Annotated in this window: 24 protein-coding genes; 10 read left to right on the top strand and 14 right to left on the bottom strand. The window is 38.6% G+C overall.

Going from position 1 to position 26,939, the window contains the following annotated elements; all coding sequences use genetic code 11:
- Nucleotides 1-2: 2 nt before the first annotated feature.
- The 5 genes from lon to rpsL all read right to left on the bottom strand — a co-directional run bounded on the left by lon (nucleotide 3) and on the right by rpsL (nucleotide 7,278).
- Nucleotides 3-2,495 carry an endopeptidase La gene (gene lon / locus AC0KSB_RS09575; RefSeq protein ID WP_472308659.1) on the bottom strand — a complete coding sequence of 831 codons (2,493 nt, stop codon included), beginning with the start codon at nucleotides 2,493-2,495 and terminating at the stop codon, nucleotides 3-5.
- A 229-nt stretch (nucleotides 2,496-2,724) separates the two neighbouring features.
- Nucleotides 2,725-3,924: an elongation factor Tu gene (tuf, locus tag AC0KSB_RS09570; protein WP_472308657.1), complete on the bottom strand. Its 1,200-nt coding sequence runs from the start codon at nucleotides 3,922-3,924 to the stop codon at nucleotides 2,725-2,727.
- A 209-nt stretch (nucleotides 3,925-4,133) separates the two neighbouring features.
- Entirely contained in the window at nucleotides 4,134-6,197 is a 2,064-nt protein-coding gene (gene fusA / locus AC0KSB_RS09565) for an elongation factor G (RefSeq protein WP_472308655.1), read from the bottom strand.
- Between the two features lie 26 nt (nucleotides 6,198-6,223).
- Nucleotides 6,224-6,694, bottom strand: coding sequence for a 30S ribosomal protein S7 (gene rpsG / locus AC0KSB_RS09560; protein WP_472308653.1), 471 nt, complete (start codon nucleotides 6,692-6,694; stop codon nucleotides 6,224-6,226).
- Between the two features lie 155 nt (nucleotides 6,695-6,849).
- Nucleotides 6,850-7,278: a 30S ribosomal protein S12 gene (gene rpsL, locus AC0KSB_RS09555; RefSeq protein ID WP_472308651.1), complete on the bottom strand. Its 429-nt coding sequence runs from the start codon at nucleotides 7,276-7,278 to the stop codon at nucleotides 6,850-6,852.
- A gap of 347 nt (nucleotides 7,279-7,625) precedes the next feature.
- Here rpsL and AC0KSB_RS09550 point away from each other — a divergent pair, with 347 nt between their 5' ends.
- The 10 genes from AC0KSB_RS09550 to AC0KSB_RS09505 all read left to right on the top strand — a co-directional run bounded on the left by AC0KSB_RS09550 (nucleotide 7,626) and on the right by AC0KSB_RS09505 (nucleotide 17,543).
- Nucleotides 7,626-8,825: a serine hydrolase domain-containing protein gene (locus tag AC0KSB_RS09550; RefSeq protein WP_472308649.1), complete on the top strand. Its 1,200-nt coding sequence runs from the start codon at nucleotides 7,626-7,628 to the stop codon at nucleotides 8,823-8,825.
- A gap of 69 nt (nucleotides 8,826-8,894) precedes the next feature.
- On the top strand, nucleotides 8,895-10,016 hold the full coding sequence (locus AC0KSB_RS09545) for a GGDEF domain-containing protein (RefSeq protein ID WP_472308647.1): 1,122 nt from the start codon (nucleotides 8,895-8,897) through the stop codon (nucleotides 10,014-10,016).
- A gap of 142 nt (nucleotides 10,017-10,158) precedes the next feature.
- A complete protein-coding gene (locus AC0KSB_RS09540) occupies nucleotides 10,159-11,400 on the top strand; it encodes an aspartate aminotransferase family protein (protein WP_472308645.1) in 1,242 nt (413 codons plus the stop codon).
- Nucleotides 11,401-11,432: 32 nt separating this feature from the next.
- The gene (gene cobT, locus AC0KSB_RS09535; protein WP_472308643.1) at nucleotides 11,433-12,545 is read left to right on the top strand and encodes a nicotinate-nucleotide--dimethylbenzimidazole phosphoribosyltransferase; all 1,113 of its coding nucleotides are present in this window, start codon (nucleotides 11,433-11,435) and stop codon (nucleotides 12,543-12,545) included.
- Nucleotides 12,545-13,195, top strand: a complete 651-nt coding sequence (locus tag AC0KSB_RS09530; RefSeq protein WP_472308641.1) for a bifunctional adenosylcobinamide kinase/adenosylcobinamide-phosphate guanylyltransferase — start codon at nucleotides 12,545-12,547, stop codon at nucleotides 13,193-13,195. The genes cobT and AC0KSB_RS09530 overlap by 1 nt, the downstream gene beginning before the upstream one ends.
- Before the next feature lie 10 nt (nucleotides 13,196-13,205).
- Nucleotides 13,206-14,018, top strand: coding sequence for an adenosylcobinamide-GDP ribazoletransferase (locus tag AC0KSB_RS09525; protein WP_472308639.1), 813 nt, complete (start codon nucleotides 13,206-13,208; stop codon nucleotides 14,016-14,018).
- Nucleotides 14,019-14,040: 22 nt separating this feature from the next.
- Nucleotides 14,041-14,535, top strand: coding sequence for a hypothetical protein (locus AC0KSB_RS09520; protein WP_472308637.1), 495 nt, complete (start codon nucleotides 14,041-14,043; stop codon nucleotides 14,533-14,535).
- Complete coding sequence (locus AC0KSB_RS09515; RefSeq protein ID WP_472308635.1) at nucleotides 14,535-15,275, top strand: histidine phosphatase family protein; 741 nt, start codon at nucleotides 14,535-14,537, stop codon at nucleotides 15,273-15,275. The genes AC0KSB_RS09520 and AC0KSB_RS09515 overlap by 1 nt, the downstream gene beginning before the upstream one ends.
- Nucleotides 15,265-16,323: an adenosylcobinamide-phosphate synthase CbiB gene (gene cbiB / locus AC0KSB_RS09510; RefSeq protein ID WP_472308633.1), complete on the top strand. Its 1,059-nt coding sequence runs from the start codon at nucleotides 15,265-15,267 to the stop codon at nucleotides 16,321-16,323. The genes AC0KSB_RS09515 and cbiB overlap by 11 nt, the downstream gene beginning before the upstream one ends.
- Nucleotides 16,320-17,543, top strand: coding sequence for a pyridoxal phosphate-dependent aminotransferase (locus AC0KSB_RS09505; RefSeq protein WP_472308631.1), 1,224 nt, complete (start codon nucleotides 16,320-16,322; stop codon nucleotides 17,541-17,543). Before cbiB ends, AC0KSB_RS09505 begins: the two co-directional genes overlap by 4 nt.
- 93 nt (nucleotides 17,544-17,636) lie before the next feature.
- On the opposite strand, the gene AC0KSB_RS09500 is transcribed toward AC0KSB_RS09505, so the two are convergent.
- From AC0KSB_RS09500 to AC0KSB_RS09460, 9 genes are all read right to left on the bottom strand, one after another.
- Nucleotides 17,637-18,056, bottom strand: coding sequence for a hypothetical protein (locus tag AC0KSB_RS09500; protein WP_472308629.1), 420 nt, complete (start codon nucleotides 18,054-18,056; stop codon nucleotides 17,637-17,639).
- Nucleotides 18,057-18,069: 13 nt separating this feature from the next.
- Entirely contained in the window at nucleotides 18,070-18,528 is a 459-nt protein-coding gene (locus AC0KSB_RS09495) for a toxin-antitoxin system HicB family antitoxin (RefSeq protein ID WP_472308627.1), read from the bottom strand.
- Nucleotides 18,529-18,570: 42 nt separating this feature from the next.
- Complete coding sequence (locus AC0KSB_RS09490; RefSeq protein WP_472308773.1) at nucleotides 18,571-18,744, bottom strand: type II toxin-antitoxin system HicA family toxin; 174 nt, start codon at nucleotides 18,742-18,744, stop codon at nucleotides 18,571-18,573.
- 351 nt (nucleotides 18,745-19,095) lie between these two features.
- On the bottom strand, nucleotides 19,096-20,487 hold the full coding sequence (locus AC0KSB_RS09485) for a hypothetical protein (protein WP_472308625.1): 1,392 nt from the start codon (nucleotides 20,485-20,487) through the stop codon (nucleotides 19,096-19,098).
- Between the two features lie 138 nt (nucleotides 20,488-20,625).
- Nucleotides 20,626-20,778, bottom strand: a complete 153-nt coding sequence (locus AC0KSB_RS09480; RefSeq protein WP_472308623.1) for a DNA translocase FtsK — start codon at nucleotides 20,776-20,778, stop codon at nucleotides 20,626-20,628.
- A 921-nt stretch (nucleotides 20,779-21,699) separates the two neighbouring features.
- On the bottom strand, nucleotides 21,700-22,902 hold the full coding sequence (locus AC0KSB_RS09475; protein ID WP_472308621.1) for a PDDEXK family nuclease: 1,203 nt from the start codon (nucleotides 22,900-22,902) through the stop codon (nucleotides 21,700-21,702).
- 185 nt (nucleotides 22,903-23,087) lie between these two features.
- Nucleotides 23,088-25,172: an FtsK/SpoIIIE domain-containing protein gene (locus AC0KSB_RS09470; RefSeq protein ID WP_472308771.1), complete on the bottom strand. Its 2,085-nt coding sequence runs from the start codon at nucleotides 25,170-25,172 to the stop codon at nucleotides 23,088-23,090.
- A gap of 72 nt (nucleotides 25,173-25,244) precedes the next feature.
- Entirely contained in the window at nucleotides 25,245-25,811 is a 567-nt protein-coding gene (locus AC0KSB_RS09465) for a hypothetical protein (protein ID WP_472308619.1), read from the bottom strand.
- Between the two features lie 199 nt (nucleotides 25,812-26,010).
- Complete coding sequence (locus tag AC0KSB_RS09460) at nucleotides 26,011-26,916, bottom strand: DUF4062 domain-containing protein (RefSeq protein ID WP_472308617.1); 906 nt, start codon at nucleotides 26,914-26,916, stop codon at nucleotides 26,011-26,013.
- Nucleotides 26,917-26,939 lie beyond the last annotated feature (23 nt).

Below are 26,939 nucleotides of genomic sequence, written 5' to 3'. Positions count from 1 at the left end.
CTTTATTTAGCAGGCAACAAGGCTAGTTCAAGAACTTTATTCATATCCTCTACATAGTGTATCTTTACTTTTGTTAGTACACTTTCAGGAATCTCGTCGGTATCGCGTAAATTTTCGTGTGGAACAAGGATAGTGTCTATGCCCGCCCTGCTGGCAGCTATAACTTTTTCCTTTAGACCTCCAATAGGCATAACTCTTCCTCTTAAAGTTATTTCTCCTGTCATCGCGACATTATGCCTTACGGCTCTGCCGCTAAGTGCTGAAGCGAGAGCAGTCGCCAGAGTTATACCGGCAGAAGGACCGTCTTTGGGAATAGCACCTGCCGGGACATGAATATGGATGTCTTTTGTGCTGGAAAAATCATCACTTATATTTAAATCTTTTGCACGTGTTCTTATATAGGTTACAGCAGCTCTGGCCGACTCTTTCATGACATCGCCCAACTGTCCTGTAAGTTCGAGTTTGCCGCTTCCAGGCATAACATTTACTTCAATTGTAAGGGTATCCCCTCCAGCATATGTCCATGCAAGTCCAGTTGCAATGCCGATTTGATCTTTCTCTTGTGCAAGATCATATCTAAATTTTTTCTTACCTATAAGATCTTCTATATTAGCCGGAGTAACTGTTACTTTATCTGCGTTACCTTCCGTTATCAAAATAGCTGCTCGTCTGCAAACATGAGCTATTTCACGTTCAAGCTGCCTGACACCTGCTTCCTTTGTGTACCAGCTAATAAGACTACCCATGCTCTTTCTTGTTATGCTAAGCTGTTTTCTGGAAAGCGCATTTTGCTTAATTTGATTTGGGAGCAAATGTCTAATAGCAATTTCTATTTTCTCTGCTTCTGTATAACCTGATAATCTTACAATCTCCATGCGGTCAAGCAAAGCCTGCGGAATAGTATCTGCAGAATTTGCAGTGGTTATAAACAAGACTTTTGACAAGTCATAAGGCACTTCCAGATAATGATCCCTGAAAGTATTATTTTGTTCAGGGTCGAGAACCTCGAGCAAGGCAGAAGAAGGATCTCCTCTGAAATCATTGCCTAATTTATCTATTTCATCAAGCAAAATGAGCGGATTATCTGTACCAACCTGCCTTACCGCATTAATTATGCGCCCCGGCATAGCTCCCACATAAGTTCTGCGATGTCCTCTAATTTCAGCTTCATCTCTTACGCCGCCTAAAGACATACGTACATATTTACGTCCGAGAGCTTCAGCCACGGATCTGGCAATAGATGTTTTACCAACGCCTGGAGGACCAACAAGACAGAGAATAGGACCTTTATTCGTCAAATCGCCTGCTTCATTTCTCAACTTTCTAACAGCCAGATATTCCAAAATTCTTTCTTTTACTTTTTCCAGACCATAATGATCCTTATCCAAAACACTTCTGGCTCTTTTAAGATTCAATTTTTCTTCATTTGTTTTACCCCATGGCAACTCAAAAATAAGCTCTATCCAAGATCTTAAAACTGATGCTTCAGGATAACCTGCGGGCATTCTGCCAAGACGTGCTATTTCCTTACGTATTTTATCTTTGTACTCATCTGGTATATTACTTTTTCCCAGTTGCTTTTTCCAGTTTTCCTGATCTTGCTGAGAGTTCTCCTGATCACCCAATTCACTTTGAATTGTTTTAAGCTGTTCACGCAAAAAATAATCTCGCTGCGATTTGTCTAAATTGAATCTTACTTTGGACTCAATATCTTTCTCCAGCTCAAAAATAAGCTGTTCACGTTGCAAAATAACAATCAATTCCTGAGCTCTATGCTGTACAAGATCTTCTTCTAGCAGATACTGCTTTGTTTCGATTGAAACATTAAGCTGGCTTGCTATTGTATCTGCAAGGACAGTAAGTGATTTTATAGCCCCCAGAGCTACAACAGTTTCCGGCGGAAACCGATTAGTAGTCAGAGCGTATTTTTCAAAAGCACTCATAAGCTTGCGGCGATATGCCTCAATATAAGTAGAATCATGCTGCTCTTCATCTGTTAATGTCAGATAGTCTACATCTACCATATAGAAAGGATCTTCTTGAATTACCTTAGTAATACGAGCTCTTTTTTTCCCTTCTACCATTACCTTCATTGATTCACCGGGCAACTCAAGAATCTGACGAATGCGAGCCACACAGCCTACTTCATAAATTTCATCAACTTCAGGCCATTCTTCATCTATTGTTTTCTGAGCTGAAAGAAAGACTACCTGATTTCGTTCCATCGCATTTTCTACGGCCAGTTTTGAACCATCCCTGCCTATATCAAAGCTAACACTGACGCCTGGGAAAACAGTTAATCCTCTGAGTGGAACCAAAGGCATTCTAAGAGGAGGCTGCTGATTAATATTTGCAGCTTTTTCTGCAGACTCACCTGCAGATTTTACCCTTTTCGCCGAGGCTGTTTTTCTTGTCGAAGCAGATTTTTTTGCTGCACCTGATCTGGCAGTAGTTGATGTTTTTTTTCTTTCTTTTTTAATGTTCTCATCTGGCATAATCTATCACCTGTTTAAAAGTCTTTACGACTTGTTTTAGCATATTTCAAAAAGAAAATAAGTTAATATTTTTTCTTATTTGATCGCGTAACATTATATCATGAATATAGATAAAGCACGAAAAAACTATAAAAATATCGAACAAAAAAGGACGTCTTCGCAGATTTTGTAACCTGCCGCAAGACATCCTTTTCTATTTTAGAATTAAAGCTGATCTGATTAAATCAAATTAGTCTATAATTGTTGAAATTGTACCTGAACCAACTGTTTTACCACCTTCACGGATAGCAAATTTCAGACCCTGCTCCATAGCGATAGGAGTGATCAGTTTAACAGTAATTGTTACGTGATCACCAGGCATGCACATTTCAACGCCTTCAGGAAGCTCTGCTACACCGGTAACGTCAGTTGTACGGAAGTAGAACTGAGGACGATAACCGTTGAAGAAAGGCTTATGACGGCCACCTTCTGCCTGAGTCAGAACATAAACCTGACCAGTGAAGTGGGTATGAGGTTTGATTGATCCTGGTTTTGCCAGAACCTGTCCACGCTCAACATCCTGACGTGTTACACCACGAAGCAATGCACCAATGTTATCACCGGCCTGAGCCTGATCAAGCAATTTACGGAACATTTCAACACCTGTAACAACTGTATTCTTAGGCTCATCAGCAAGACCAACGATTTCGATAGCGTCGCCAACTTTAACGATACCACGCTCAACACGGCCGGTAGCAACTGTGCCACGACCTGTGATAGTGAATACGTCTTCAACAGGCATAACGAAAGGAAGATCAGTTGGACGCTCAGGTGTAGGTATGAAAGTATCAACAGCTTCCATCAACTCATGGATGCACTTGTATTTTGGATCACTGGCATCTGTGCTTTCGCACTCGAGAACATCAAGAGCTGAACCCTGGATGATAGGCGTATCATCACCTGGGAAATCATACATTGTAAGAAGCTCACGAACTTCCATCTCTGTAAGCTCGATCAGTTCAGGATCAGCCATATCACATTTGTTAAGGAATACAACTATTGAAGGAACACCAACCTGACGTGCAAGCAGGATATGCTCACGTGTCTGAGGCATTGGGCCGTCAGCAGCTGATACAACCAAAATAGCACCGTCCATCTGAGCAGCACCTGTGATCATGTTCTTGATATAGTCAGCATGTCCTGGGCAGTCAACATGTGCGTAGTGACGTGCATCTGTCTGATACTCAACGTGTGCAGTATTAATTGTAATACCACGCTCTCTCTCTTCAGGAGCCTTATCGATATTATCATATGCAGCATATTCAGCAGCACCGCCCATAGCCAGAACTTTGGTTATAGCAGCGGTCAATGATGTTTTACCATGGTCAACGTGGCCGATGGTTCCGATGTTAACATGGGGCTTGTTTCTTTCAAATTTTGCCTTTGCCATTTGAAGTAATCCTCCTTTTTTCAGCAACTCGCTGATTGATCTTTTTTATTCTTTTATTTATTACATTAGCAGTTCAGCCGCTATAAATCATTTTACACAAATCTACTGATTTAGCAAATATTTCTGTAATACATATAACATGCCAAACTGCCGTAAATCTAGTTTTCTGATCTGAACAAATTCTGATCTTCCTTGTTTGAAACAAAGACTTATTTCAGAATTTTCTCAACCAGACTCTTAGGCACTTCTTCGAAGTGGTCAATCTGCATTACGAATGTTCCACGACCTTGGGTACGTGAACGCAATACGGTAGCATAACCAAACATTTCTGAAAGAGGTACCATAGCTGTAATAGCTTGTGCACCGGATCTTGCTTCCATACCTTCGATACGTCCGCGACGTGAGCTGATATCGCCCATAACATCACCCATGTATTCTTCAGGTACAACAACATCGACTCTCATCAGTGGTTCCAGCAAAGTTGGATCCGCCTTGCGGCAAGCTTCTTTGAAGCCCATTGATCCAGCAATCTTAAAGGCCATTTCTGAAGAGTCAACATCATGGTAGGAACCATCAACAACTGTTACTTTTACATCAACAACCGGATATCCACCAAGAACACCATTATTCATAGCTTCCTGTATACCTGCATCGATCGGAGCAATATATTCTTTAGGAATAGAACCCCCAACGATCTTGTTAACAAATTCGTAACCTGCGCCTGGTTCTCTTGGTTCAACTTCAAGTACACAATGACCGTATTGACCACGACCACCTGACTGACGAACAAATTTACCATCTGCTTTTACAGCTTTACGGATTGTTTCTCTATATGCAACCTGAGGTGCACCAACATTTGCTTCTACCTTAAACTCGCGGAAAAGGCGGTCAACAATTATGTCAAGATGCAGCTCACCCATACCTGAAATAAGGGTCTGACCTGTTTCCGCATCTGTATATGTACGGAAGGTCGGATCTTCTTCAGCAAGCTTTGCCAGAGCAACGTTCATTTTGTCCTGACTTGCTTTTGATTTGGGCTCGATAGCAACTGAGATAACCGGCTCTGGGAAATCCATTGATTCAAGGATTACAGGGCGGTTGTCATCACAAAGTGTATCCCCTGTAGTAGTATCTTTCAGACCTACTGCTGCTGCGATATCTCCAGAATATACTCTATCGATTTCAGCACGGTGATTAGCATGCATCTGCAGAATACGTCCTACACGCTCACGCTTACCTTTAGTTGCATTTTTGACGTATGAACCGGAATCAAGTGTACCGGAATATACGCGGAAGAAACAGAGCTTACCAACATAAGGGTCGGTCATAATTTTAAATGCAAGAGCGGAAAAAGGCTCTTCGTCGCTCGAAGGACGTGTTTCTTCCTCTTCTGTGTCTGGGTTAATACCGGTAATTGGAGGTATATCCAGCGGTGATGGCATATAACTAATGACTGCATCAAGCAGCATCTGTACGCCTTTGTTTTTGTACGCTGTTCCGCAAAGAACAGGTGTTATATCGCAGGCGATCGTTGCTTTACGCAGCGCAACCTTCAGTTCATCTACAGTGATTTCTTCACCTTCGAGATATTTCATGGTCAGCTCTTCATCAGATTCGGCAATGGCCTCAACCATTTTATCACGCCATTCCTGAGCCAGATCTTTCATATCTTCAGGTACATCAACTTCCTGTATATCCTTGCCTTCATCATCACCGTATATTCTTGCTGTCATTGTGATCAGATCGATTATTCCGGTAAAAGTCTCTTCCTTGCCGATTGGCAGCTGAAGAGGCACGGCATTTGTTCTGAGGCGCTCTTTCATCATGTCTACAGCGCGGTAAAAATCCGCTCCCATAATATCCATTTTATTGACGAAAGCCATACGTGGTACGCCATAATGGTCAGCTTGGCGCCAGACTGTTTCTGTCTGAGGCTCAACACCACCCTTGGCACAGAATAAGGTTACGGCACCATCAAGTACACGCAGTGAACGCTCAACTTCAACAGTGAAGTCAACGTGTCCTGGTGTATCAATGATATTTATGCGTCTTCCATCCCACTGGGCAGTTGTAGCAGCAGAAGTGATAGTTATACCACGTTCTTGCTCCTGTTCCATCCAGTCCATGGTTGCGGCACCTTCATGCGTCTCACCCAAGCGGTGTATTCTACCTGTGTAGTACAAAATACGCTCGGTTGTAGTCGTTTTTCCGGCGTCGATATGCGCCATGATACCGATATTCCTCGTGTTTTCAAGCGAGAATTCTCTGGGCATTCGGTAAAGCTCCTTCCCTTAGCAGGTTACCATCTGTAATGAGCAAAAGCACGGTTGGCTTCTGCCATACGATGTACATCTTCTTTTTTCTTATAAGCTCCACCGGTACTGTTCAATGCGTCGATAATCTCATTAGCAAGTCTTTCACGCATGGTACGTTCGCCGCGCTTTCTTGCGACAGCTACTAACCAGCGCAGACCAAGAGTCTGTCTTCTTTCCGGTCTCACTTCGATCGGAACCTGATAATTGGCACCACCCACACGTCTGGCTTTTACTTCCAGCACCGGCATGATGTTCTCCAATGCCTTTTTGTAGGCTTCCAGGGGTTCCTGACTGGTACGCTCTTTGACAATATCAAAGGCACCATAAACTATTTTTTGTGCAACTCCCTTTTTTCCGTCCAGCATGATGTTATTTACCAGTTTTGTAACTGATACATCATTATAGATCGGATCAGGAAGTACATCTCTTGTTGGGACATGGCCTTTTCTTGGCACTTGTCTTCCCTCCTCTCATGATAATGCGGGTTTTTATAACCCGATACCACAGGTACTCACGTTTTGGACCGTGTCAGTGCAGAACATGCCATGCGCCCTATATTGGGTATATGACAGTGTACTGATGATCACAATTGTCCAACCGACAGCAGCTGTTAGCTCTTAACTTTTGCGGCTTTAGGTTTCTTGGCGCCGTACTTGGAGCGACCCTGCTGACGATTAGCAACACCGGCCGTATCTAAAGTTCCACGGACGATGTGATAACGAACACCGGGAAGATCCTTGACACGACCACCACGAATCAGAACAACTGAGTGCTCCTGCAGGTTATGGCCGATACCAGGTATGTAGGCTGAAACCTCAATCTGGTTTGTCAAACGAACCCTGGCAACTTTACGAAGAGCCGAATTAGGTTTCTTCGGAGTTGTTGTCTTAACAACCGTGCAAACTCCACGCTTCTGAGGTGAGGACTGTTCTGTCTCACGCTTCTTAAGAGTGTTCATGCCCAGCTGAAGAGCCGGTGAAGTCGACTTATAGTTTTTAGTACGTCTTCCTGATTTAACCAATTGGTTGAACGTTGGCATCAATACACCTCCTTTCAAAATTATTAATACTTTGCCTGTTCTTACGAGCCTCTGCCCTTGATTGCCTTATTGCAAAAACAATTATCAGGCCGCAAACACAAAATTTCTATGCATTTTGCACCAATGACTTCGACACATAAAAAGACCCCCTGTGGGGTTTCAGGCAACTTAGTATATCACCGCTGATTTTAAAAGTAAACACTAACCTTATTTTTTCTGGTAAATGCAGGTTTTTTTCTTCAGTTTTCTATAATTATCGCCGATAGGCTTTATGAAGGTTTTTATTAATGCCCATATCTTATTAGAATAAAAAGCAAAAGATTGACGGAAGAGACAGGTAAGAGGACATGGCAGGTTATGCAAATCTTGACAGATTAATCAAAAAACAATTGGCTGACGGTATTTTTGCCGGGGCTGGTGTACTTATAAGTAAAAAGGGAGAGACGGTTTTTTCCGAAGAATATGGCTTTGCCGATAAGGAGAAGTCTATACCTATAAATAAAGATACTATATACCGGATTTATTCTATGACTAAACCGGTTACTGCCGTTGCTATGATGATTCTTTATGAGCAAGGATTTTTCAGACTTGATGATGCTGTTGGCAGATGGCTGCCCGGCTTTTCTAATCAGAAAATTCTTTCAGTTGATAAAACCGGCAATGTTTCTTATCTTCCAGTCAAAAATCCAATGACCATAAGGCATTTGCTTACGATGACTTCGGGGTTGCCTTATCATTGGGACGACAGTATAACAGGCCGGGAAATCAAACAAACTTTTGATCGCCTGACAAGCCAGCTTTCAAACGAAGATATTAGCCTTGGAGCTTCTCAAGAAATAAACACTGTTTCAATTGCTAATGAACTTGGTAAAATTCCACTTGTTTTCCAACCGGGCGAACATTGGCTTTATGGTTTATCTCACGATATCGCAGGTGCTTTGATAGAAATTTTCACCGGCAAAAAATTGGGAGAAGCGTTAAAGGAAATGATTTTTGACCCTTTAGATATGAAAGATACTGGTTTTTTTCTTTCTTCAGAGCAGAAGCAAAGGCTTTCTGTACTTTATAGCCCGTCAGCTGATGGCAGCCTGATTCCAAATTCAATTGGTCTGATTGACTGGGATCCGGCAATACAGCCTGTGTTTGAACAAGCAGGTGCAGGTTTGTTCAGTACAATTACGGATTATGGACGCTTTGCAGCAATGCTTACCGGACAAGGCGAAACCGGTGGAGTTAGGCTTATCGGCAGAAAAACAATTGAATTTTTCAGCTCAGATCATCTTTGCAAAAATCTGCGCCAGGAATTTGTAAACAGTACGGGTATGAAAGGGTATAGCTATGGCCTTGGGGTTCGCACCATGATCAACCCTGCTGCCAGTGGGATTAATGGAACCGTAGGTGAGTTTGGCTGGGAAGGAGCTGCGGGATCGTGGTTTTGCATTGATCCCTTGGAAGAAATGTATGCTATTTACATGGTGCAGAGATTGCCAGGAGAACACAGGATTAATATTCCTCCTTTGATGGCTGCTATTTATGGCTGTCTTTAGTTTTGGCAAACTCTTTAGACAGAGAAAATGTACTAAGGTATGAATCAAAACCCGCTAAGAGGTGAGCTTATGTTTAAATCAAAATCAGCTGATCCTATAAATCCCATTTCTCGTTTTACGGGGGAATTTTTAAATAAAGAGCGTGAAAAGCTCTATTTTACGGAAGAAATAAAAAACAACATCAAATATGTAAGATTTACACTTCTGGCACTTGGTTTCCTTTTTGCTGCTTTTATTATTCCGGACATGCTTGCTAATAGCGATTCTAGCATAAGAATAAAATTGATTTTCGTTCGAAGCATTGTGTTTTGCATAATCGTTATGTCCTTTTTTCTGTTAAAAAAAGTCAGTTCTTGCAAAGAATATGTTTTTTTGATTACATTATGCGAAACAGCAGCTGCCGTGGGTTTTATCCACGCTTTGGTATCATATCAGACTCCGAATTTTCTACTTCAGTCTTTCAGTGCGATTATGATGACTATCGCTTATTTTATGATTTTTAATCGTTTCGCTGCAATTATTACAGTTACCCTGCTCATGCAGACAGGATTTATTTTTGCCGTTAATATGTTCCATGCTCATGTATCAATAACAGAAAGAGCAGCAACTCTGGTTTATCTTTTTTTCACAACACTTCTTAGTGCTATTACATTTTTACGCACCAGCAAACTCAAAAGAAAGCAAGCTATTATCCTTGAACAGCTTGAGGCTCTTTCTATAACTGATGCACTGACCAGATGTTTTAACAGGATGAAATTTAATGACGAATTAAGAAGCGAAATTGACAGAAGCCGCCGTTACGATGTTCATATGTCACTCATACTTTATGATTACGATTACTTCAAAACCATCAATGATGATTATGGACATCCGGCCGGAGATCTGGTTTTAATAAGAACTTCAAGAATTGTAAAACAATCCATCAGATCGGTTGATATACTGGCTCGTTGGGGCGGGGAAGAATTCATGATTTTACTGCCTGATACGAGGCTTACTCAGGCTTCTGATCTGGCAGAGAGAATCAGAAACAATATAGCTTCCTGTGATTGTGGGCCTGTCAAGAAAGTGACTTGTAGTTTTGGTGTAACCGAACTTAGAGAAGATGATACTATCGAAACATTATTGCAAAGGGTAGATGATCTTTTATATCTGGCTAAGCAGGAAGGTCGCAACTGCGTCATTTCAGGATAAATTAAAATTGTCTGTGCTTTTTGCCTGATAGTGATAAATTTTTACCATTTATTACTGCTTTTTTCAATGCAAAAAATCTGGACTGATATATAATATGTATTTAATTATCTCTTAAGCTTTTTTTGTTTCAAAGGGAGGATACATGAGTACAGATCTGGATTTTGCACCTTTCATTAGCAGAACTTATGGCAGTCATGTCTGGGATACAGAGTTTCGAGAATTTGTCGATATGAACTGCGCTTGCGGAACCGCTCTCTGGGGGCATACCGATCAGGATATAATGCTGGCAGTGCAGCAGGCAATTCTTGACGGCATATCTTACGGCAGTACTTCCAGTAGAGAAGATGAGCTGCAAAAACTTATTTGTGCTTGCTTTCCCTCTGTTGAAGAAGTCTGTTTTTTCGAATCGCAGACAGATGCAATCATGGCATCATTAAGACTCGCTCGTGCTTTTACCGGTCGCGATTATATTTTAAAAATGGATGGTTGTTATCACGGAGAAATAGATAGTCTGATGCCGGTTATAAACAATAAAGGAAGCGCTGCAACCATTGCTGAAAAAACCGGCATAAGTGAATCTTCTTATTCAAAAACATTGCACTCCACATACAATAATATTGACCAGCTGGCAAGAATTTTCCGAACTTTTGGTTCTGAAATAGCTGCTGTTATTATTGAACCTTTGCCTGTTCACATGGGACTTATAATTCCGAAAGAGAAATTCTTAGAAGAACTTGTTTTGATTGCCAGGCAACATGGAGCTTTAGTAATTTTTGATGAAACAACTACAGGATTTAGACTGGCTGCAGGTGGAGCGCAGGAATATTTTAAAGTTAATGCGGATTTAACGGTTTTAGGCTCATCTATCTCTTCCGGCCTTCCTATAGGAGTTCTTGGTGGTAAAACCAAAGTAATGAAATCATTCCGGTTCTGTAGCGATGTTTTTAGCTCTTTTAAGAATTGTTCTAATCAACTTTCACTTGCCTCCGCAATTGCTGTTATAAACAAAATTGATCAACAGCCTGGAATTTACGGCAAAATGGCTAAACAAATGGAATGTATTGAGGATTCCGTTTATAGAGCAAGGGATAGGTTTAAAATCGATATTCAAGTTAACCGCTGCGGTTCAATGCTAAGTGTCTTTTTTAATAAAAGAGAGGTTAATAACGAACAAGATGTTGCGTTTTGTAACAAAAGCAATTACCGAAAATTTTATGATCTCATGATAAATAATCATATTTTTGTACCCTCAACCATGTTACAACCTTGGTATATATGTGCTGCACATTCAACCACCGATGTCATAAAAGTGGCCAGGTCAATCGAAAGCAGTTTAGAAATTATAGGAGCAGATAATTGTAGGCAAGAACCAGAAAACTCATGATTTCTGATTCGTCTGATTGAAAGGAGTAAGTTTTGTACGATAATTCAAAAGACGGCATGTTTCTGACCAATCTAATTGGAAAGATCGGTCAGATAGATACTATTGCTGAGAAAAAAGCTGCTGATAGATGGCTGGATCTTTGTAAGCCACTTTTTGCTTTGGGAGAACTTGAAAATATAGTAATACGTTTAGCTGGAATTCAAAAAACCGGCAGACCTGAAATAAACCGTAAGGCAATAGGAATTTTTGCCGCTGATAATGGAGTTGTTGATCAGGGAGTGACTCAGGTTGGCCAGGAGGTAACTGCTGTAGTTACTTATAATTTTGTTCGTGGTATCACTACGGTTAATGCCATGGCTAAACAGGCAGGAGCTGATATTTTCCCGATCGATGTGGGTATCAATCAAGCCGACAAACTCCCTGGTGTTATAGACAAACGCATTTTGCAGGGAACAGCTGATTTGTCAGTCGGGCCGGCTATGCATTGCAAAGATGCACTGGCAGCATTGAGGGTTGGTGCACAAACCGCAATCTGGCTTAGTAATCAGGGATATGATCTTCTTGGCACAGGCGAAATGGGAATTGGCAATACTACTACCAGCAGTGCTGTGCTTGCTTGTTTATGTGGTTTATCGGCAGAAGAAGTTACCGGCAGAGGAGCTGGCTTGAGTGATGAAAAACTATTGCACAAACAGGAAATTATTAAAAGAGGAATCAAAGTAAATCAGCCTGATCCAAATGACCCAATTGATGTTTTGAGCAAAGTGGGAGGGCTTGATCTGGCTGCATTAACCGGTTTTTATATCGGAGCAGCAGCAAACAGAACAGCGGTTGTTATAGATGGTTTTATCGCTTCAGTTGCTGCTTTGGCTGCAATACGGCTCGCACCTTCTGTTCGTGATTATATTTTCCCATCACATCTTTCTGCAGAACCTGGAGCAGGTATCGCACTCAAAGAAATCGGCCTTCCAGCCTGGTTTTCATGTGGCATGCGTGTTGGGGAAGGCACTGGTTGTTGTGTTGCTTTTGGTCTGTTTGATCAGGCCTTGGCAGCTTTTAACGGCATTGCTACATGGGAAGAAGCGGGGGTCGGTGCATATGTTCCTCAAAACGGAGAGGCAGCCAGGAATGATGGTGATCAATAATGGTTGTTCTGATTAGCGGCGGCAGTGGCAGTGGTAAATCGGCTATAGCTGAGAAGATTGCAGTCAGCCTGGCTAACGGTTCTGTGAAATCTGCAGAGGACATAAATAACGTTGTTTTTTTGGACGAAAAAGCCATAGAAACTACTCATGCTCCTGATTCTCTGATTTATATTGCTACAATGATTCAAGGTAGCGATAGTGAAAACAAAAAGAAGATCTCTCGTCATCGAAAGCAAAGAAGCCACTACGGTTTCGCTACTATCGAGAAGCCATTTGATATTCGCAATTCAAATGATGTTTATCAGACATCTGGAAAGGTTGTTTTGCTTGAATGTCTTTCTAATCTGACAGCTAATGAAATGTTTCTTCGCAGAGAGCATGGATTACCGGAACTTTCTTTTGAGCAGGCAGAAATTAATATCCGTGATGGTTTAAGGGAAATTATAAAGTCTTCTAAGCACACTGTTGTTGTAAGTAATGAACTTTTTTCAAATGCTTTGCTTTTTGATTTTTCAACCCAGCAGTATCTTGAGATAATGGGAAAACTGAATCGGCAATTTGCAGATATATCTGATGTGGTTATAGAAGTGGTATATGGTATACCGGTAATACATCAGAAGACTGGATTTACGCCAAAAGCAGAAGAGTAGGAGGTGCCAAATGAACTGGCTTGACGGTATACTGATTACTTTTACCATGTATTCAATTCTCCCAATGCCGCAAAGAACCTGGCATGATAAAAATATGCGCTGGACAATGGTATGGTTTCCTTTGATCGGGATAATTATCGGAGGAGGCTGGCTTGCAATCTATTGGCTTCACAATACCACCGGTCTGATTGGTACTGCTTTGACTGCTGCAGTATTAATGCTATGGCCGGTGTTGATTTCAGGCGGACTGCATTTTGATGGTTTTGCCGATGCGGCAGATGCTTTAGGATCACACAGAGATAGGGAAACTCGTTTGAAAATAATGAAAGACCCTAATGCAGGACCTTTCGCAATTATCAGTACTTTTGCTGTTTTTCTGATTCAGTTTGCTGCCTGGTTTGATATAGTTGCAAGCGGATTCAATAATTCTGCCAAAGGATTATTGCTTTTAAAATCTGAGAGAGAATGGTTTGCAGGAATTTTAGCAATTGCTTTTATCCCTGTATTTTCCAGAATCTTTTCTGGACTTAGTATTTGTTTTTTACCTCCGGCCAGAAAAGACGGCTTAGTAAAAACTTTTCGCGATCGTCTTTCTCCTAATACACGTATTATTCTTATAATACTCTTAGTGCTTTTATGTGCAACCTGGCTTTGGCTAGATCTGGCAATCGCTGTATTTGGTCTGGCAGCTGCTATAATCGCATTTGTAGCTTATATATTTATTTGCAAAAAAATCTTCGGTGGTACAACCGGAGATTTGGCTGGATTTTTTCTTGTAATATGTGAAACAGCAATGCTGGTTGCAGTTTCCTTGGCAATATAAAAGAATAAAAGGCGGGAAATTTATGATATGGACAATTATAGGCGGTGCCAGTCAAGGCAAACTTGATTATGCCCTGAAAAAACATAAAGAAGCAAATGAGCAAAAAGGTTTCAAAGCCTCTTCAAATTATACTTTGCCGGCAATCTGGTCTGCTGTTGATTCGGCAGATTGTTCTCATAAAGAAGCAGCAAAATTATTAATGGATTCTCTCAATTATCCTATCCTTGATCATTTGCATCTGGCTATTCGCTCTTTAAGCAAAAATTGCGAAGATGAGCTCTTTGATCAGCACATGGGAAATTGGTTGAAAGCATTAACTGAGATAGCCAACGACGACGAGAGTATTGTATTTATTATCCTGGATGATATCGGCAGTGGTCTTGTACCTCTGGATTTTGAAGACAGACAATGGAGAGAACGTTGCGGACGTATTTACTGCCAGCTTAATAGTCTGGCTTCCAGAGCAGACAGAGTATGGGCCGGTTTGATTCAAAACCTGAAGCAGGAAGTTCAGTAATGGGAAACAGAAAACGAAAAAACAAAAAAAACAGGGATTGTCTGCTTAGATTAAAAAAACAGACTAAAAACTCCACTATAATAACCGGTTCATTATTACCGGCTTTTTCGCTGGCGCCCTTTGATAAAATTATACTGCTGCGACATGGAAGTACCCCGGCCAATCATATGGGTCAATATATTGGCCATACTGATATATGTCTTTCTACCGAAGGGGTGCAAAATATTACAGATTTAAAACCGAGATTTGCAAATATTATTGATTCCTCTAATCCTGATTCTTTTATTCTGATAGCAAGCCCTTTACAAAGATGTCTAAAAACAGCTGATCTTCTATGTCCAGAAAAAAAAGCTTTTATTATGAATCATTTTATTGAAACTGATTTTGGTGACTGGGAAGGTCTTACATATGAACAGCTAAAAAACAATTCTGATTACATCACTTGGATTAATTCCGGTTATGGCTCAGATTTTTCACCTCCAAACGGTGAAAGCTCTGCTCAGGTGATTAAGAGAGTACTTGCAGGTTGGGATTTGTGCCGAATGAAAGGACTTGAATTCAAAAAGCAATCGCCCGAAGAAATATCATCTTCACCGTTATCTCTTTGTATTATAACTCATGGCGGCATTATTATGACTTTTCTTACTCTTTTTTCTGGTATGAAAAAGAGTTTTTATCACTGGCAGATAAAACCGGGAAAAGGTTATTGGCTGAGCAAAGGAGGAATCTATGATGTTTAGAGTGTTTTTTGAAAATATCATCTTCCCAGGCAGAATTCCTTCCGAACCTGATAAGTTTTTTTGGCTTGTAATAATTTCTGCACTTCCTTTATTGCTTGGATACATCGTAGATTTACTTATAGGTGATCCTCACTGGCTGCCTCACCCTATAAGGTTTATCGGCTGGTCAATAGTCAAGCTGGAAAAACTTTTGCTCAAAAACAAATCAAAAAGCAATACTATTTTGTTATACAAAGGTCTGATTATGGCAGTACTGATTCCTTTTTCTTTTTTTGTGCTAACTTTATGCTTACTTATTGCCGCTTACCGACTTCATTTTGCTACCGGATTTATTTTAGAAACAGTTTTATGCTGGCAAATTATAGCAACCAAAAGTCTAAAGACCGAAACAAACAAGGTTTACGAGGCTTTGCAAAGAAGGGATCTGCCTACGGCAAGAAAATATCTCTCCTGGCTTGTGGGCAGAGATACCCAAAAATTATCAGAACAAGATATTATCCGGGCAACTGTTGAGACCATTGCCGAAAACACCACTGACGGCGTGGTAGCTCCTGTTTTTTTTATGGCTATAGGAGGAGCACCATTGGCAATGGCTTATAAAGCAATTAATACTCTCGACTCAATGGTCGGTTATAAAAACGAAAAGTATCTCTTTTTCGGAAGAGCAAGTGCCAAACTTGACGATGCAGCAAATTTTTTGCCTGCCAGAATAGCCGCTTTTTTAATGATAGTAGCTGCTTTTTTGTCTGGCTTTTCAGGCAAAAAAGCCTGGCAGATATTTAAAAGAGACCGCCAAAACCATTTAAGCCCAAACAGCGCGCAAACAGAAGCTGTCTGTGCCGGTGCACTCGGCATACAACTTGGCGGAAGTCATAGATATGATGGCAAAATTGTTGAGAAGCCTACTATCGGCGAATCTACCAGATTTCCTTTGGCAGATGATATAGTTAGTACGCAAAAGCTTATGTATATTTCTTCTTTGTTTTGCCTTATTATCTTCTGGCCTATGCGTATATTATTTCTAATGATTGGAGCCATCAATATATGATTTTAGAAAGCAAATCTATTTTCCCAAAAGACTACCAGCATGGCGGTGATGTTTATTCAGCAGCCAGTGAGCTTGGTTGTTCAATCAGTGACCTGCTTGATTTTTCTGCAAATATTATGCCCTTTGGTATAAGTGATGATGTGCGTGAAGCAATTATCGGTGCGATTGACAATTGCTGCAACTATCCTGATCCTAATCAAAGTGAGCTGCGTCATGCTTTGTCTCTTTGGCATAATATAGATGAGGATCAGATTGTCTGCGGTAATGGTGCAGCTGATGTTTTATTCAGGGCAATCAAAACACTGTCTCCAGCCAAAGTGCTTTTACCGGTTCCCACTTTTCTTGAATATGAAAAAGCCTGCCGGGAAAACGGCTGTGAAGTTATCCATTTTCCGTTGAGCAGGGAAAAGAATTTTTCAGTTGATAATGATTTGCTGGACTGGCTGGAGAAAGAAACTACAGATCTTGCCAAAACCGGTTCTGATAACAGCAGTAATGAATATCTGCTAATATTGTGTCAGCCAAACAACCCCACAGGATTACTTATAGACCCCGAAATTCTAAAAAAGATTTTGCAAAAATGTAATCAATTGCGCATCAATGTCCTTCTTGATGAGTGTTTCCTTGATTTTCTTAACCAGGAGGCAAGTGAAGAGCATAGTGCCATGTTTCTGTTGAGAGAAAACAATTTGCTTGCAGATCACTTTGATTCAATCGAAAAAATCACAAAATCGGTCAGATCAGAAATTACTCCTGAGATAAAAATTATGATTCTCCGATCAATGACAAAATTTTACTCTATGCCTGGTCTTAGAGTTGGATATATATGCACTGATGCAAAACAGGCAGCAAAAATTGCTAATATAGGTCAGCCTTGGCCCCTTGGCACTCTTGCTGAAGCCGCTGCTCTGAAAATACTTGCTCAGGATATGCAGCAGCGAAGACAGACGAATACCATGATTCAAAGCTGGCTTGGCAAGGAACAAAAGAAGCTGGTTACAGCTTTAGTAAGCTGCGGGTTTGAGGTCTGGGAACCTTCTGCAAATTATATTTTTTTCCAGGCAAAAAACTTGCCAGATCTGGCAACAAAACTGTTGAATAAAAAAATACTTATCAGGAGCTGTGCAAATTATCCCGGACTGGGAACTGATTATTTCCGAATTGCAGTGCGAAGTCCTGAAGAAAATGATCAATTTATTAAATCATTAATTAAACTATAAATCATGATATAACTATGTATTTGAAGTTGAAATTATGTCCTGAAGCCTGTTACAAAGTAACAGGCTTTCAACAAAGGAACAAAATCTTGATTGTCAGTCGGCAGAATTGGTGTCTTCAAGCATTTCACTAATATTTACTGTAGGCAATAAAAATGGTTTTGATCCATCTTGAGCAGAAACACTGGCAAATATGCTACGTGCAATAGGTAATAATAATGAAATGCCTATTGGAGTCAATTCTTGAAGTTCCAGTTCCTTAGTCTCATAAAAGTTTTGGCCAGAAAAGAACCCTTGCAAAATAATATTTGCACTAACCGCTCCTGTAACGTTGATAATTAATTCCATGCGATACTTATTGTTGTCCGGTTCTCCAATAGCAATATTAGAAGTTACATTTATGTTAGACTGCTGTCGCTCCGTACCTTCTGGTTCGCCTTGGTTAATAGTTCCAATAGGTGGTTTATATGAAATTTCAACAAGTTTATATTCATCGAATGTAAATGCAGCTGCCATAATTTAATTCCCTTCAAACTATTGATTTGGATATTTGGCTGACTTTTGTATCTCTATATATAACCGGTTGGGAATTACTACGAGGTTGTACCTGATTAACTGTAATGTTATAAGTTGGTCTGGATGCTCGCTCACCATTTCTCTGAGATAGAAGAGATACAATATAAGCGTTTAAACTAACTCCTTCATTTTCTGCCGTTTGAGCTAAATCTTTATGGAGTGTTTTAGGTAATCGGAGCAAAAGTTTTCCACTATACTCGTTTGAAACTTCTTTAACTTCCGGATACTTGCCATGTTTTTCAAAATAAACATCAAGCCACAATTCGCATGCAATTTTTGATTCTCGTAATGCTTCTTCCTCTGTTTCACCCACCGCAGAGCAACCAGGCAAATCAGGAAAATCCACAATCCAGCTTTTTGAGTCGTCACTATTAAGGTACGTAAATACGACCTTACGATAATCTGGGTACATAAATAATCATCTCCAATTTTTTTCTTTGTTTGACATTAAGTTTTAGAGGCTATCGACCATATTGATAATTTGCTCTATTTGATATTTTTTGATGATAGGCCCTTGTAATACAAGTGTTTGGCCGCTTGGTTCTTCGTAAATTTTATGAGATCCTCTTTGTCTTTTAAAATTAAAGTTGTAATGTCTCAAATATCTTTCTGCTTCAGCTAAGGTAATGTCAGAAGCTTTCGATCTTATCCGCTCTTCCAGTTTATCAAACGTACTAATTGTTATCGCCTCCTACCCTTTTATATAGCACGTCGATAAACCAACGCATCTATATGATACTATATACGATATCATTGTCAATGATTAAAATTGAAAATTGTATAATAAGTCTTTTTGTTACGTAAATAATTAGTTTTAAAATCGGCTTTTTACTAAATTAGGCTCTCAGTATATTAGGCTAAACAGTAAGTAGAATTGGCTACAAAAAGTACAGAGAAAGGTGGTGTGAAAATCTTTTTTGCGGCATGTGCTGCTCTATGTCGAAAACTCGTATATGAATATTCATATTAAATACTATTACTACGCATATAAATCATGCCAATCAGACTTTGCGTCTTTTAAATTAACAAGTTTTATCATAGATTTTGAAATAAACGCTGTGGCAATTCTGTCATCATCAGATAATATTGCACGCCCTATTACAGGTATATATTCGCCTATATTAATGATTGAACCCATATTACCTCTTTGAACCAAACTTTTATTCACAGAAAAATTATTTTCGAGTACATTGTATCCAGCTTTTGAAAACAGTACATTAATTGCTCTTTCGCCATCATCTTTTTCTGGAAGAAATCCAGCATTCTTTCTCATTAGCAAATTTTTCACCTCCATACGTAGAGAGCTGATTTTATCGGGGAATCCATTTTTTGCAGCCTCTAAAATAATCTCCGAGGAATGTATTTTAAATACGAATTCTCCTCTATTATTTTTTAGTTCGACCAACACAGATGAACTTTGAGAAATATCTGCTTGAAATGAGCATTCATCCAAAGTAAATCTTTTCTTTATTTCTGAAATACACGTTTTGAGATGTTTACGTTCTTCTATAAGGTGAACATTATCTTGACTTATATACCCTCGAGAACATAACCTTGCCATAATGAATTTCTTGTTCGATTTTTGTTTCAATACCCATTGTATTACATCCTGCGAGATTAACGTGTAATCTGAATTTTCTTTCACTAACCGATCTACGGTTTCTATATCTTCTTCAAACAAGCTCAAAAGACTATTATAATGTTGTATTTTTTCAGGGGTAGCTTGTCTAATATCATTCTTAAATATTCTTAAGAGTTCGTTAATAGAGACCTCCGTATTTATGATTCGTGCAAAGTGTGGATTTGGCGGATAGTATGGTTTTGAACTAAGTCTCACTTTGGCCAATCTAAATCGGCTAATGCCTTGGCTCGTAAATTTTTCTATTTCTGCATCCTTGCCAACTAATTTGAATAGTTTTCTTGAGGCATCCAGTATTTTATCCCTAACCTCGCCAAAAGTACCATTTATGGCAATATCAAAAGCGCGAATACATTCGCTGCCAACTTCAATCTCTATATTTCGTTCTGGATGATAAATGAAAAATATATACTTCAACTGCTTGTGGCCGCAAAGTTTGCATTGGTAATTTCCTGTAGTATCTTCGATAATCTTAGGAACACCATTTTCATGTACAGTTGACCATTCTTCCTTTGCAACAGATATTGCTCTACTAAGTAAACCTGTTGTTCTGTCAAAGTAATCATGCAAAGGATGATTACTGGGGATAGAGTCTTTAATAGATAATTGCTCATGAGTTAATAAAAATTGATGGAGTGAAGGATTTTCTTCTTCAACAATTTTACTTGTTCTCATAATAAATTGTTCGTATTTGTCATATCCGTACTTTCTCAATGTGTTAGTTGTGGACACTCACATTACCTCCCAGTTAAAATATGAAATATTTAACCTGCTTACCTTTTATTATAACATAACAAAACATATGTTCGCAAATAGAAGTTGAATTTGCAGAACAACCGGCGTGTTAATATTTTAATACAACTTTGAGTATTATAATTTTCTTGTGTTTATATTACTATTTTTATCTATAAGAACTTTTCTTGGATTGGCTCCATCAAAAGATTCTATATACCCTTCTCTCTCCATTACATCTAATAATTGAGCTGCTTGTGTGTACTTAACCCCAAGATACCTAACAAGCATTGATACAGAGGCCTACCTGTAAATGTTAATCTAAAACTAGGTCAGAAAAACAATTGAAAAGGTCACTTCAAATAGTGGTATTTTCTCAGTAGCTACTGAGAGGAGGACTAGAAGGAAGTGATTAAATTGAGGCAGAAACCAAAAATCATTCTGGAGCATATTAACGGAAGGAGCAACCGGAGCATCGAAGCATAACTGCATATAGCAAAGACGCAGACGTACAAGACTGATACAAGAGATAGCAGAAAAAAACCAAATACAACTCTGCTGGCAGGAAACCAGTAAAGGTTACAGTAGAATTGCTGGCAGAAATCGAAAAATGTCTAAAGATTAATGAAGAGCGGCGGCTAACAGGTTTGTCCAAACAGCAGACGAAGAAAATCGACATCTATGAGCACTTGGTGAATAAAAAGAAATATGACATCAGTTATTCAAGCGTCAGAAGACTGGTTAAATCGATAGAGGATAGACACCGCAAAGCCTTTTTCCGTCAGGAATAAGAGCTGGGTAAAACATGTGAATTTGACTGGGGACAGTAAAGCTAGATATAGGAGGCAGCGGCTACAAAAATTACCAGAGGGCAGTATTTACGCCAGCAAGAAGCAATTATCGTTATAGCCTTTTGTACAGGAATCAGGACACAAACGCTTTTGAGGCAGCGCATGTAAAATTCTTCCATCATTGCCGGGGACGTTATAAGATCATGGTATATGATACCCTGCGTGTGGCGATCAAAAAAATTTGTAGGACATTTACGAAAAAGGAGCCGACAGCGGCCCTTCCCTTATCGGTGGCTCTTTCCAATGTGCTGATTGTTCCGAACATCTTGCATCGCAGGCTCCAAAACAGCCAACTTATTGCTCTCGTGGAAAGAGTTTAGCCACTTGAAAAAGATCAATTTTAACATACCTGAATTGCCTTTTATACTTCATTGGTTATTTTTATTTTTTGTGCTTTCTGCTTCAGCAACCACTTATCAAATTTACCAAAGTGTGTTTCACCATACTTACAATCTTTAACTCCCAATCGAATATATAATGATTCTAAACCTATAAAAACAGTATTTGCCGTAGACTCATTACTAATCACAATATTGTAACTTGCATCTGCTAAAGACATATCCAAGTGCATTCGCATGTTTATTGGTGGAGTACATTTAAAAAACTTAAATACATGGGGAGAATGCTTATCCCTAATACGACCCATCACAGGAATATATACATAGTTTATTGCTAATGCTTTATTGCAAGCAGCTTCGCATGATTCTATAGATAGATATTTAATCATGTTTATTGGCATGGTCTTATCTGCCAATGCACATGTTATAAGTTGAGGAATCACATACTCAGATCTAAATCTACCATTACCTAATCTATTTTTGTTTTTTATTCCACATGCTATTATGATAGGCATAGAGTATATAAACTTAGCAAGACAATCTTTATTTATTCCTTTAGCAACATTCTTCTTGCAATAATCATGAAATACATCAGGTACAAATGTCAAATCAATACAATTCATCTTCTCAGCAATTTCAAATCTGCTAATATTGAACTCCTCAATGGCAGGCTTTCCCAACTCATTCCAGCAACAGTATGAAGTTGATCCTAAGTATAAACATGGAAGTCCGGACAAACTAAATCGTTGATGCGAAATTTTTTCCCTTTCATCAAACGGAATATGTAACATATCGGTTTTATCATAATTTGCATATCTTCCAATTCTTCCTCTATACAAAGAGTAGCAATCTCTACTTTGAATCATTTGGTTAACACCATTTGTGTTTTGAGGATTAATTGTAGATGAAATGCACTCAATAAGAGCCTTATTATTCAAATAGAGTGGCACCTCTTTGTTTAATAGATTTTTTATTTTTTCTATAGAGGTTCTCAAATTTCCTTTATAAAATTCAAGCCAAGAAGTCATTATTACCTCACGAATGTTTTTCAAATAATCTAATTCCTTTTTTTCTAGAATATTTGATTTTTCGACGATCTTATAAAAATCTAATGATGTTTTTATATATTGCTTCCTTACATCACAATCACGTTCTGATATAACAGGAAAAGGTACTGAGTTATTCACTTTTTCTGCAAAACCTATTATATTGGTATCAACTATCACTTATCATTACCTCACTATTGTTGTGTAACCTCTCTATTCAAAATCTGTTCAATCTATAACAAAGCCTACTTTTAGCATAACATCTTTAAGCAGCTTATAGATTTTATGCTAAGTCTAAAAGCTGGAATATTTGCTTCTTCAATTATATTCGCCTTATCCCTATCAACAATCTTTTTCATCTGCAGTTATGCCTCCTGTTTCTTCTGCTCCATCGTATCTTTCGGTATCGTAGTTAAACAAGCTTCAATATCATTATATTCAATATCAAGGTATTGGCTTTTTATAAGCTGCAACACACTTTCAATTTCACTGTCTCGGCAATAACAGGCTTGGCACCTGGTTAAAGACTGTAATGATCCGTGCCTATATAAAATATCACCTGTTCCATGCAGCTTTTCTGCACCTTCACAACCTAAAACAGCAGTAGATTCTTTGGGATTTGCAGTCTTAAAGCTAATACGATTAAAGATATTTGCCTTTGTTGCACTAAAAACAGTGTCAAACTTGATATGTTTTGAAGAAAGTACTAAATGAACCCCAACAGGTCTTCCATGAGACGCAATGTAATCAACCAAACGAATTATGGAATTGGAATTTCGAGGGATAAAGCCCATTATGTCATCTATGATAAGAAACAGATCTGGCATCTCTTGGCTGGCAATATCTTTCGATGCCGTTTTCTCTCTACATGCCAAGATATCTCTGGTATTATTATCAGCCAACATTACCTCTCTTCTTCTAATTTCTTCACCAACCCACCTTAAACACCCTTCGACTTTGTCTTGTCGGCTAACTACTGGTTGAATCAGATGAGGAATGGAATTGTAAATTAAGTACTCTAATAAAGTTGAATCCAGTATCATAATCTTTACTTGATCGGGAGTCATATTAATCAGTAGAGATATCAGTAGAGAGTGAATAAGCCTCGATTTCCCAGTCCCAGTAACGCCTCTTATAAGCAAATGCGGCGATTTTCCAAAGTCAAAATAATGAGGCTTGTTTTCATAGTTAAACCCCAAAGGCAGAAGATTGCTATTATAATGCTCATGTTCAAGGAGTGTTCTTAAATTAGAGGATATTGTCTTTTCTTTTATTATCGTTATACGGCTTGTACCATACTGATTTATATGATTGAACAAATCAACATGTGGTACATCAAGCTCTTGAGATATTTCACTCGTTAAGAATAATGCAGATTGAGCATTGACGTTAATCTTTTGACTAAGGTCAAATATTGAATACACTGGCGTAATAATCTGGTTCAGTATTTGTGTGTCCGAAAAAAGATTAGACCTTGAAATGCAACTAACAACCTTCTGTTGCTCGTTGATGTCTATTTGAACAGCGTTCGCAGTCTTGCTTTCAAACAACAGGCTAATCGATGGTTTATCATATTTAACAATGGTTCTTAAAGCAATAAGGTCACAATTGGTTTCATTTGTTAACATCTGGGCCATATCATTGTCAAGTGACTCTTTATAAGGATTTTGTGGAAGAGGGGCAGGATAATTTACCTCATCTTTACTTGTTTCATTTGGCTGCGGAACTATATTTTGTGGAATTGTTGATTGTTCAAGAACATCCGTACGAACTGGCATAATGTTGTCCTGTTGATTAGTAACATAATTGCAGTTGACTGCAGGGCAAGTTTGATTTTGAGGCAGATTGTTTTGGTAGTTACTAAATCCCTGATAATAATCCGGCACACCATAGCGCCATGTAACCAAGTAGGATTTACCTGTCGCAATTCTTATTATGTCATATATCCAGCCTATTCCCAAAAAGCCAAAGGTAAATAAATAAAGAAGACCGATTGTGATTTTACCCCAAACCAAGTGGTGTACTCCAAACCAACCACATAAAATACAAACAAATAGAACTAATCTCTTATTTGAAATTACGTGACCGTGATAATTATTACTCGAATAAATAGGTGCATTGTAATTACTCACAGGAGGCAGTTCAGGGCGATAAACTAAATTATTCGAGTTGAGAACAGTTCTTATTATCCGATCAGCGTACTCAAGGTTTATTGAGAAGAATTCACGATCATTCCTAATACGCCAGTTTGATAAATTCTCATGAATTAATTTTTCAGCTAAGTGCGAATCAGTAACGATGGAGTATTTCTTCAAATGAAGCTGGTGGGCAACCCTTGTTGTGTTAAGGCTTTTAACACGTTCGAAAGGATCCTTGGTTGTCTTGCCAATTTTATACAGATTTACATCGACATCATTGCCGGCAATATAGATGTACTTAAAATAGCTCATATTCAAACATGCCTTTCAGAGTGTTTTTGTAAACTTCTCTTTTCGTTTTATTGAAGCTTTACGTTACATTAATTATAGCTTACGTCTCATTGCATCTAAATTATTCGCAATCTTTCTAAGAGAATTTTGCTCGTCACTGCAGCCAGATTTGCTGTTTTCTGAATAACCCATTTGAAGTGCATATTGCAACTTGAGTGTGTACGCTTCTCTATACTGCTTCAAATTAGTATCTGTTGCTGAATATTGAATATTTACTAAGTACTCATTTTTTACTGTTTCATTTTTCATCTCTAACACAATAAACTCAAGCATTTGGGATGGAGCTAAAACAACATTCTTTAGAAAGTTTTCTGGTAAGGCATTGTCATATAATTTTATGTTAGGACTTATTTTAACATGGTTGATTATCGCACTACTTTTGCCATAGTTTTTTATCCGCATATAGAAACATGGATCTCTTGGATCCTTATCTAAATGAATAAAAACATATGGTCGAGAGTCAGCATCTCTGCTGGCTTTCATCTCGTTAATTGTTTTGCGATTATAGATTACGATTGTTAATGTAGCGGCAACATAAATCATCGTCAGCAAAGACATTACAAACCCTTGATTATCATTTAACCACCTGATAATTGACATAATCATTCTCCTTAAGTTTGATTATTAATACACAAGATTAGCTGTTGCATCATTGTTTGAAGAACCTATCCTGAAAGGTTTACTTTACTATCTCTATGCGACTATTACTACTACTTTTGTGTGTATGATTCATTTGCTGCGCGCTTATGATTCTTTTTCTGTGCTTCGATTACCTTTGTCTAGCCGATTCAAATGGTTGTTAATCAATAAGTCCTATGTCACTTATATGTGTTTTTAAGATACTTAGAGAGTTGTGTATTTCTGAAGAAAGCTCCTTGGTCCAAATAACTTCTTTTGTCTTTATGTATAACATATGCAATCTCAATGCTAAGTATATCTTTTTCAGTTCGTTTATTCGATTTGGGAAAAATGTAATCCACTCCCAGTCTCTTAGTGAAAACGGATTTTCATAGCATGAAATCTTTTCGTTTAATTCTTGCTCAGAATGATTAAATATTGACAAAACATAGCCCAAATCCTCTCCTAACTTTTCATAGCTATTTTGAATTGTCTCATAGAAGTATTCTAATCCTTGTATTTGATCATATAACTCATCAATTAGTTTAGCTGGATATTCAATGTTATCCAAATTAAGTTTCAAATCTATTGGCAAACCATTTTCAACAGTTTTAATTTGGTCAAACATCTGTTCTTTATTGAATACTGGCAAATCTATCCCTTTTTCATCAGTAAAATTTTTGAACGCAGTATCAACTTTATTTATTAGATCAGAATCATTTTGTACGAATGCAACTATTTGATCATTCTTGACATATTCCTTGAAGTTTTTCAATTTATCGCAATCGTTATTACCACTTGTGAAAAAAACCAATCTATGCACATCATTTTTACGAGCTTCAATGTATTCCAGTTCTGTAAATGATTTACCGGAAGCATGATCTACAAAGCCATACTTGCTACCATATATCCCTATAAATAAATCAGCTTCTTTTACCTTTTGTAAACAGTAATCGAGAGGAGGATCATCGGAACTACTCCATACTTCCATTACATCAATGAATGCTTCAAACTGTCTAAAATAATCAATCACCATCGCTCTTTGTTTTTTTAAGTCTTGATATGTTGAGCTTACAAAAATATTCATGTACCCCTTTACCTTTACCTTTA

It is taken from the genome of Ercella succinigenes (genome assembly GCF_900002895.1).
Note: the sequence above shows the minus strand (reverse complement) of the source record. Positions and strands in the feature narration are given on the sequence as shown.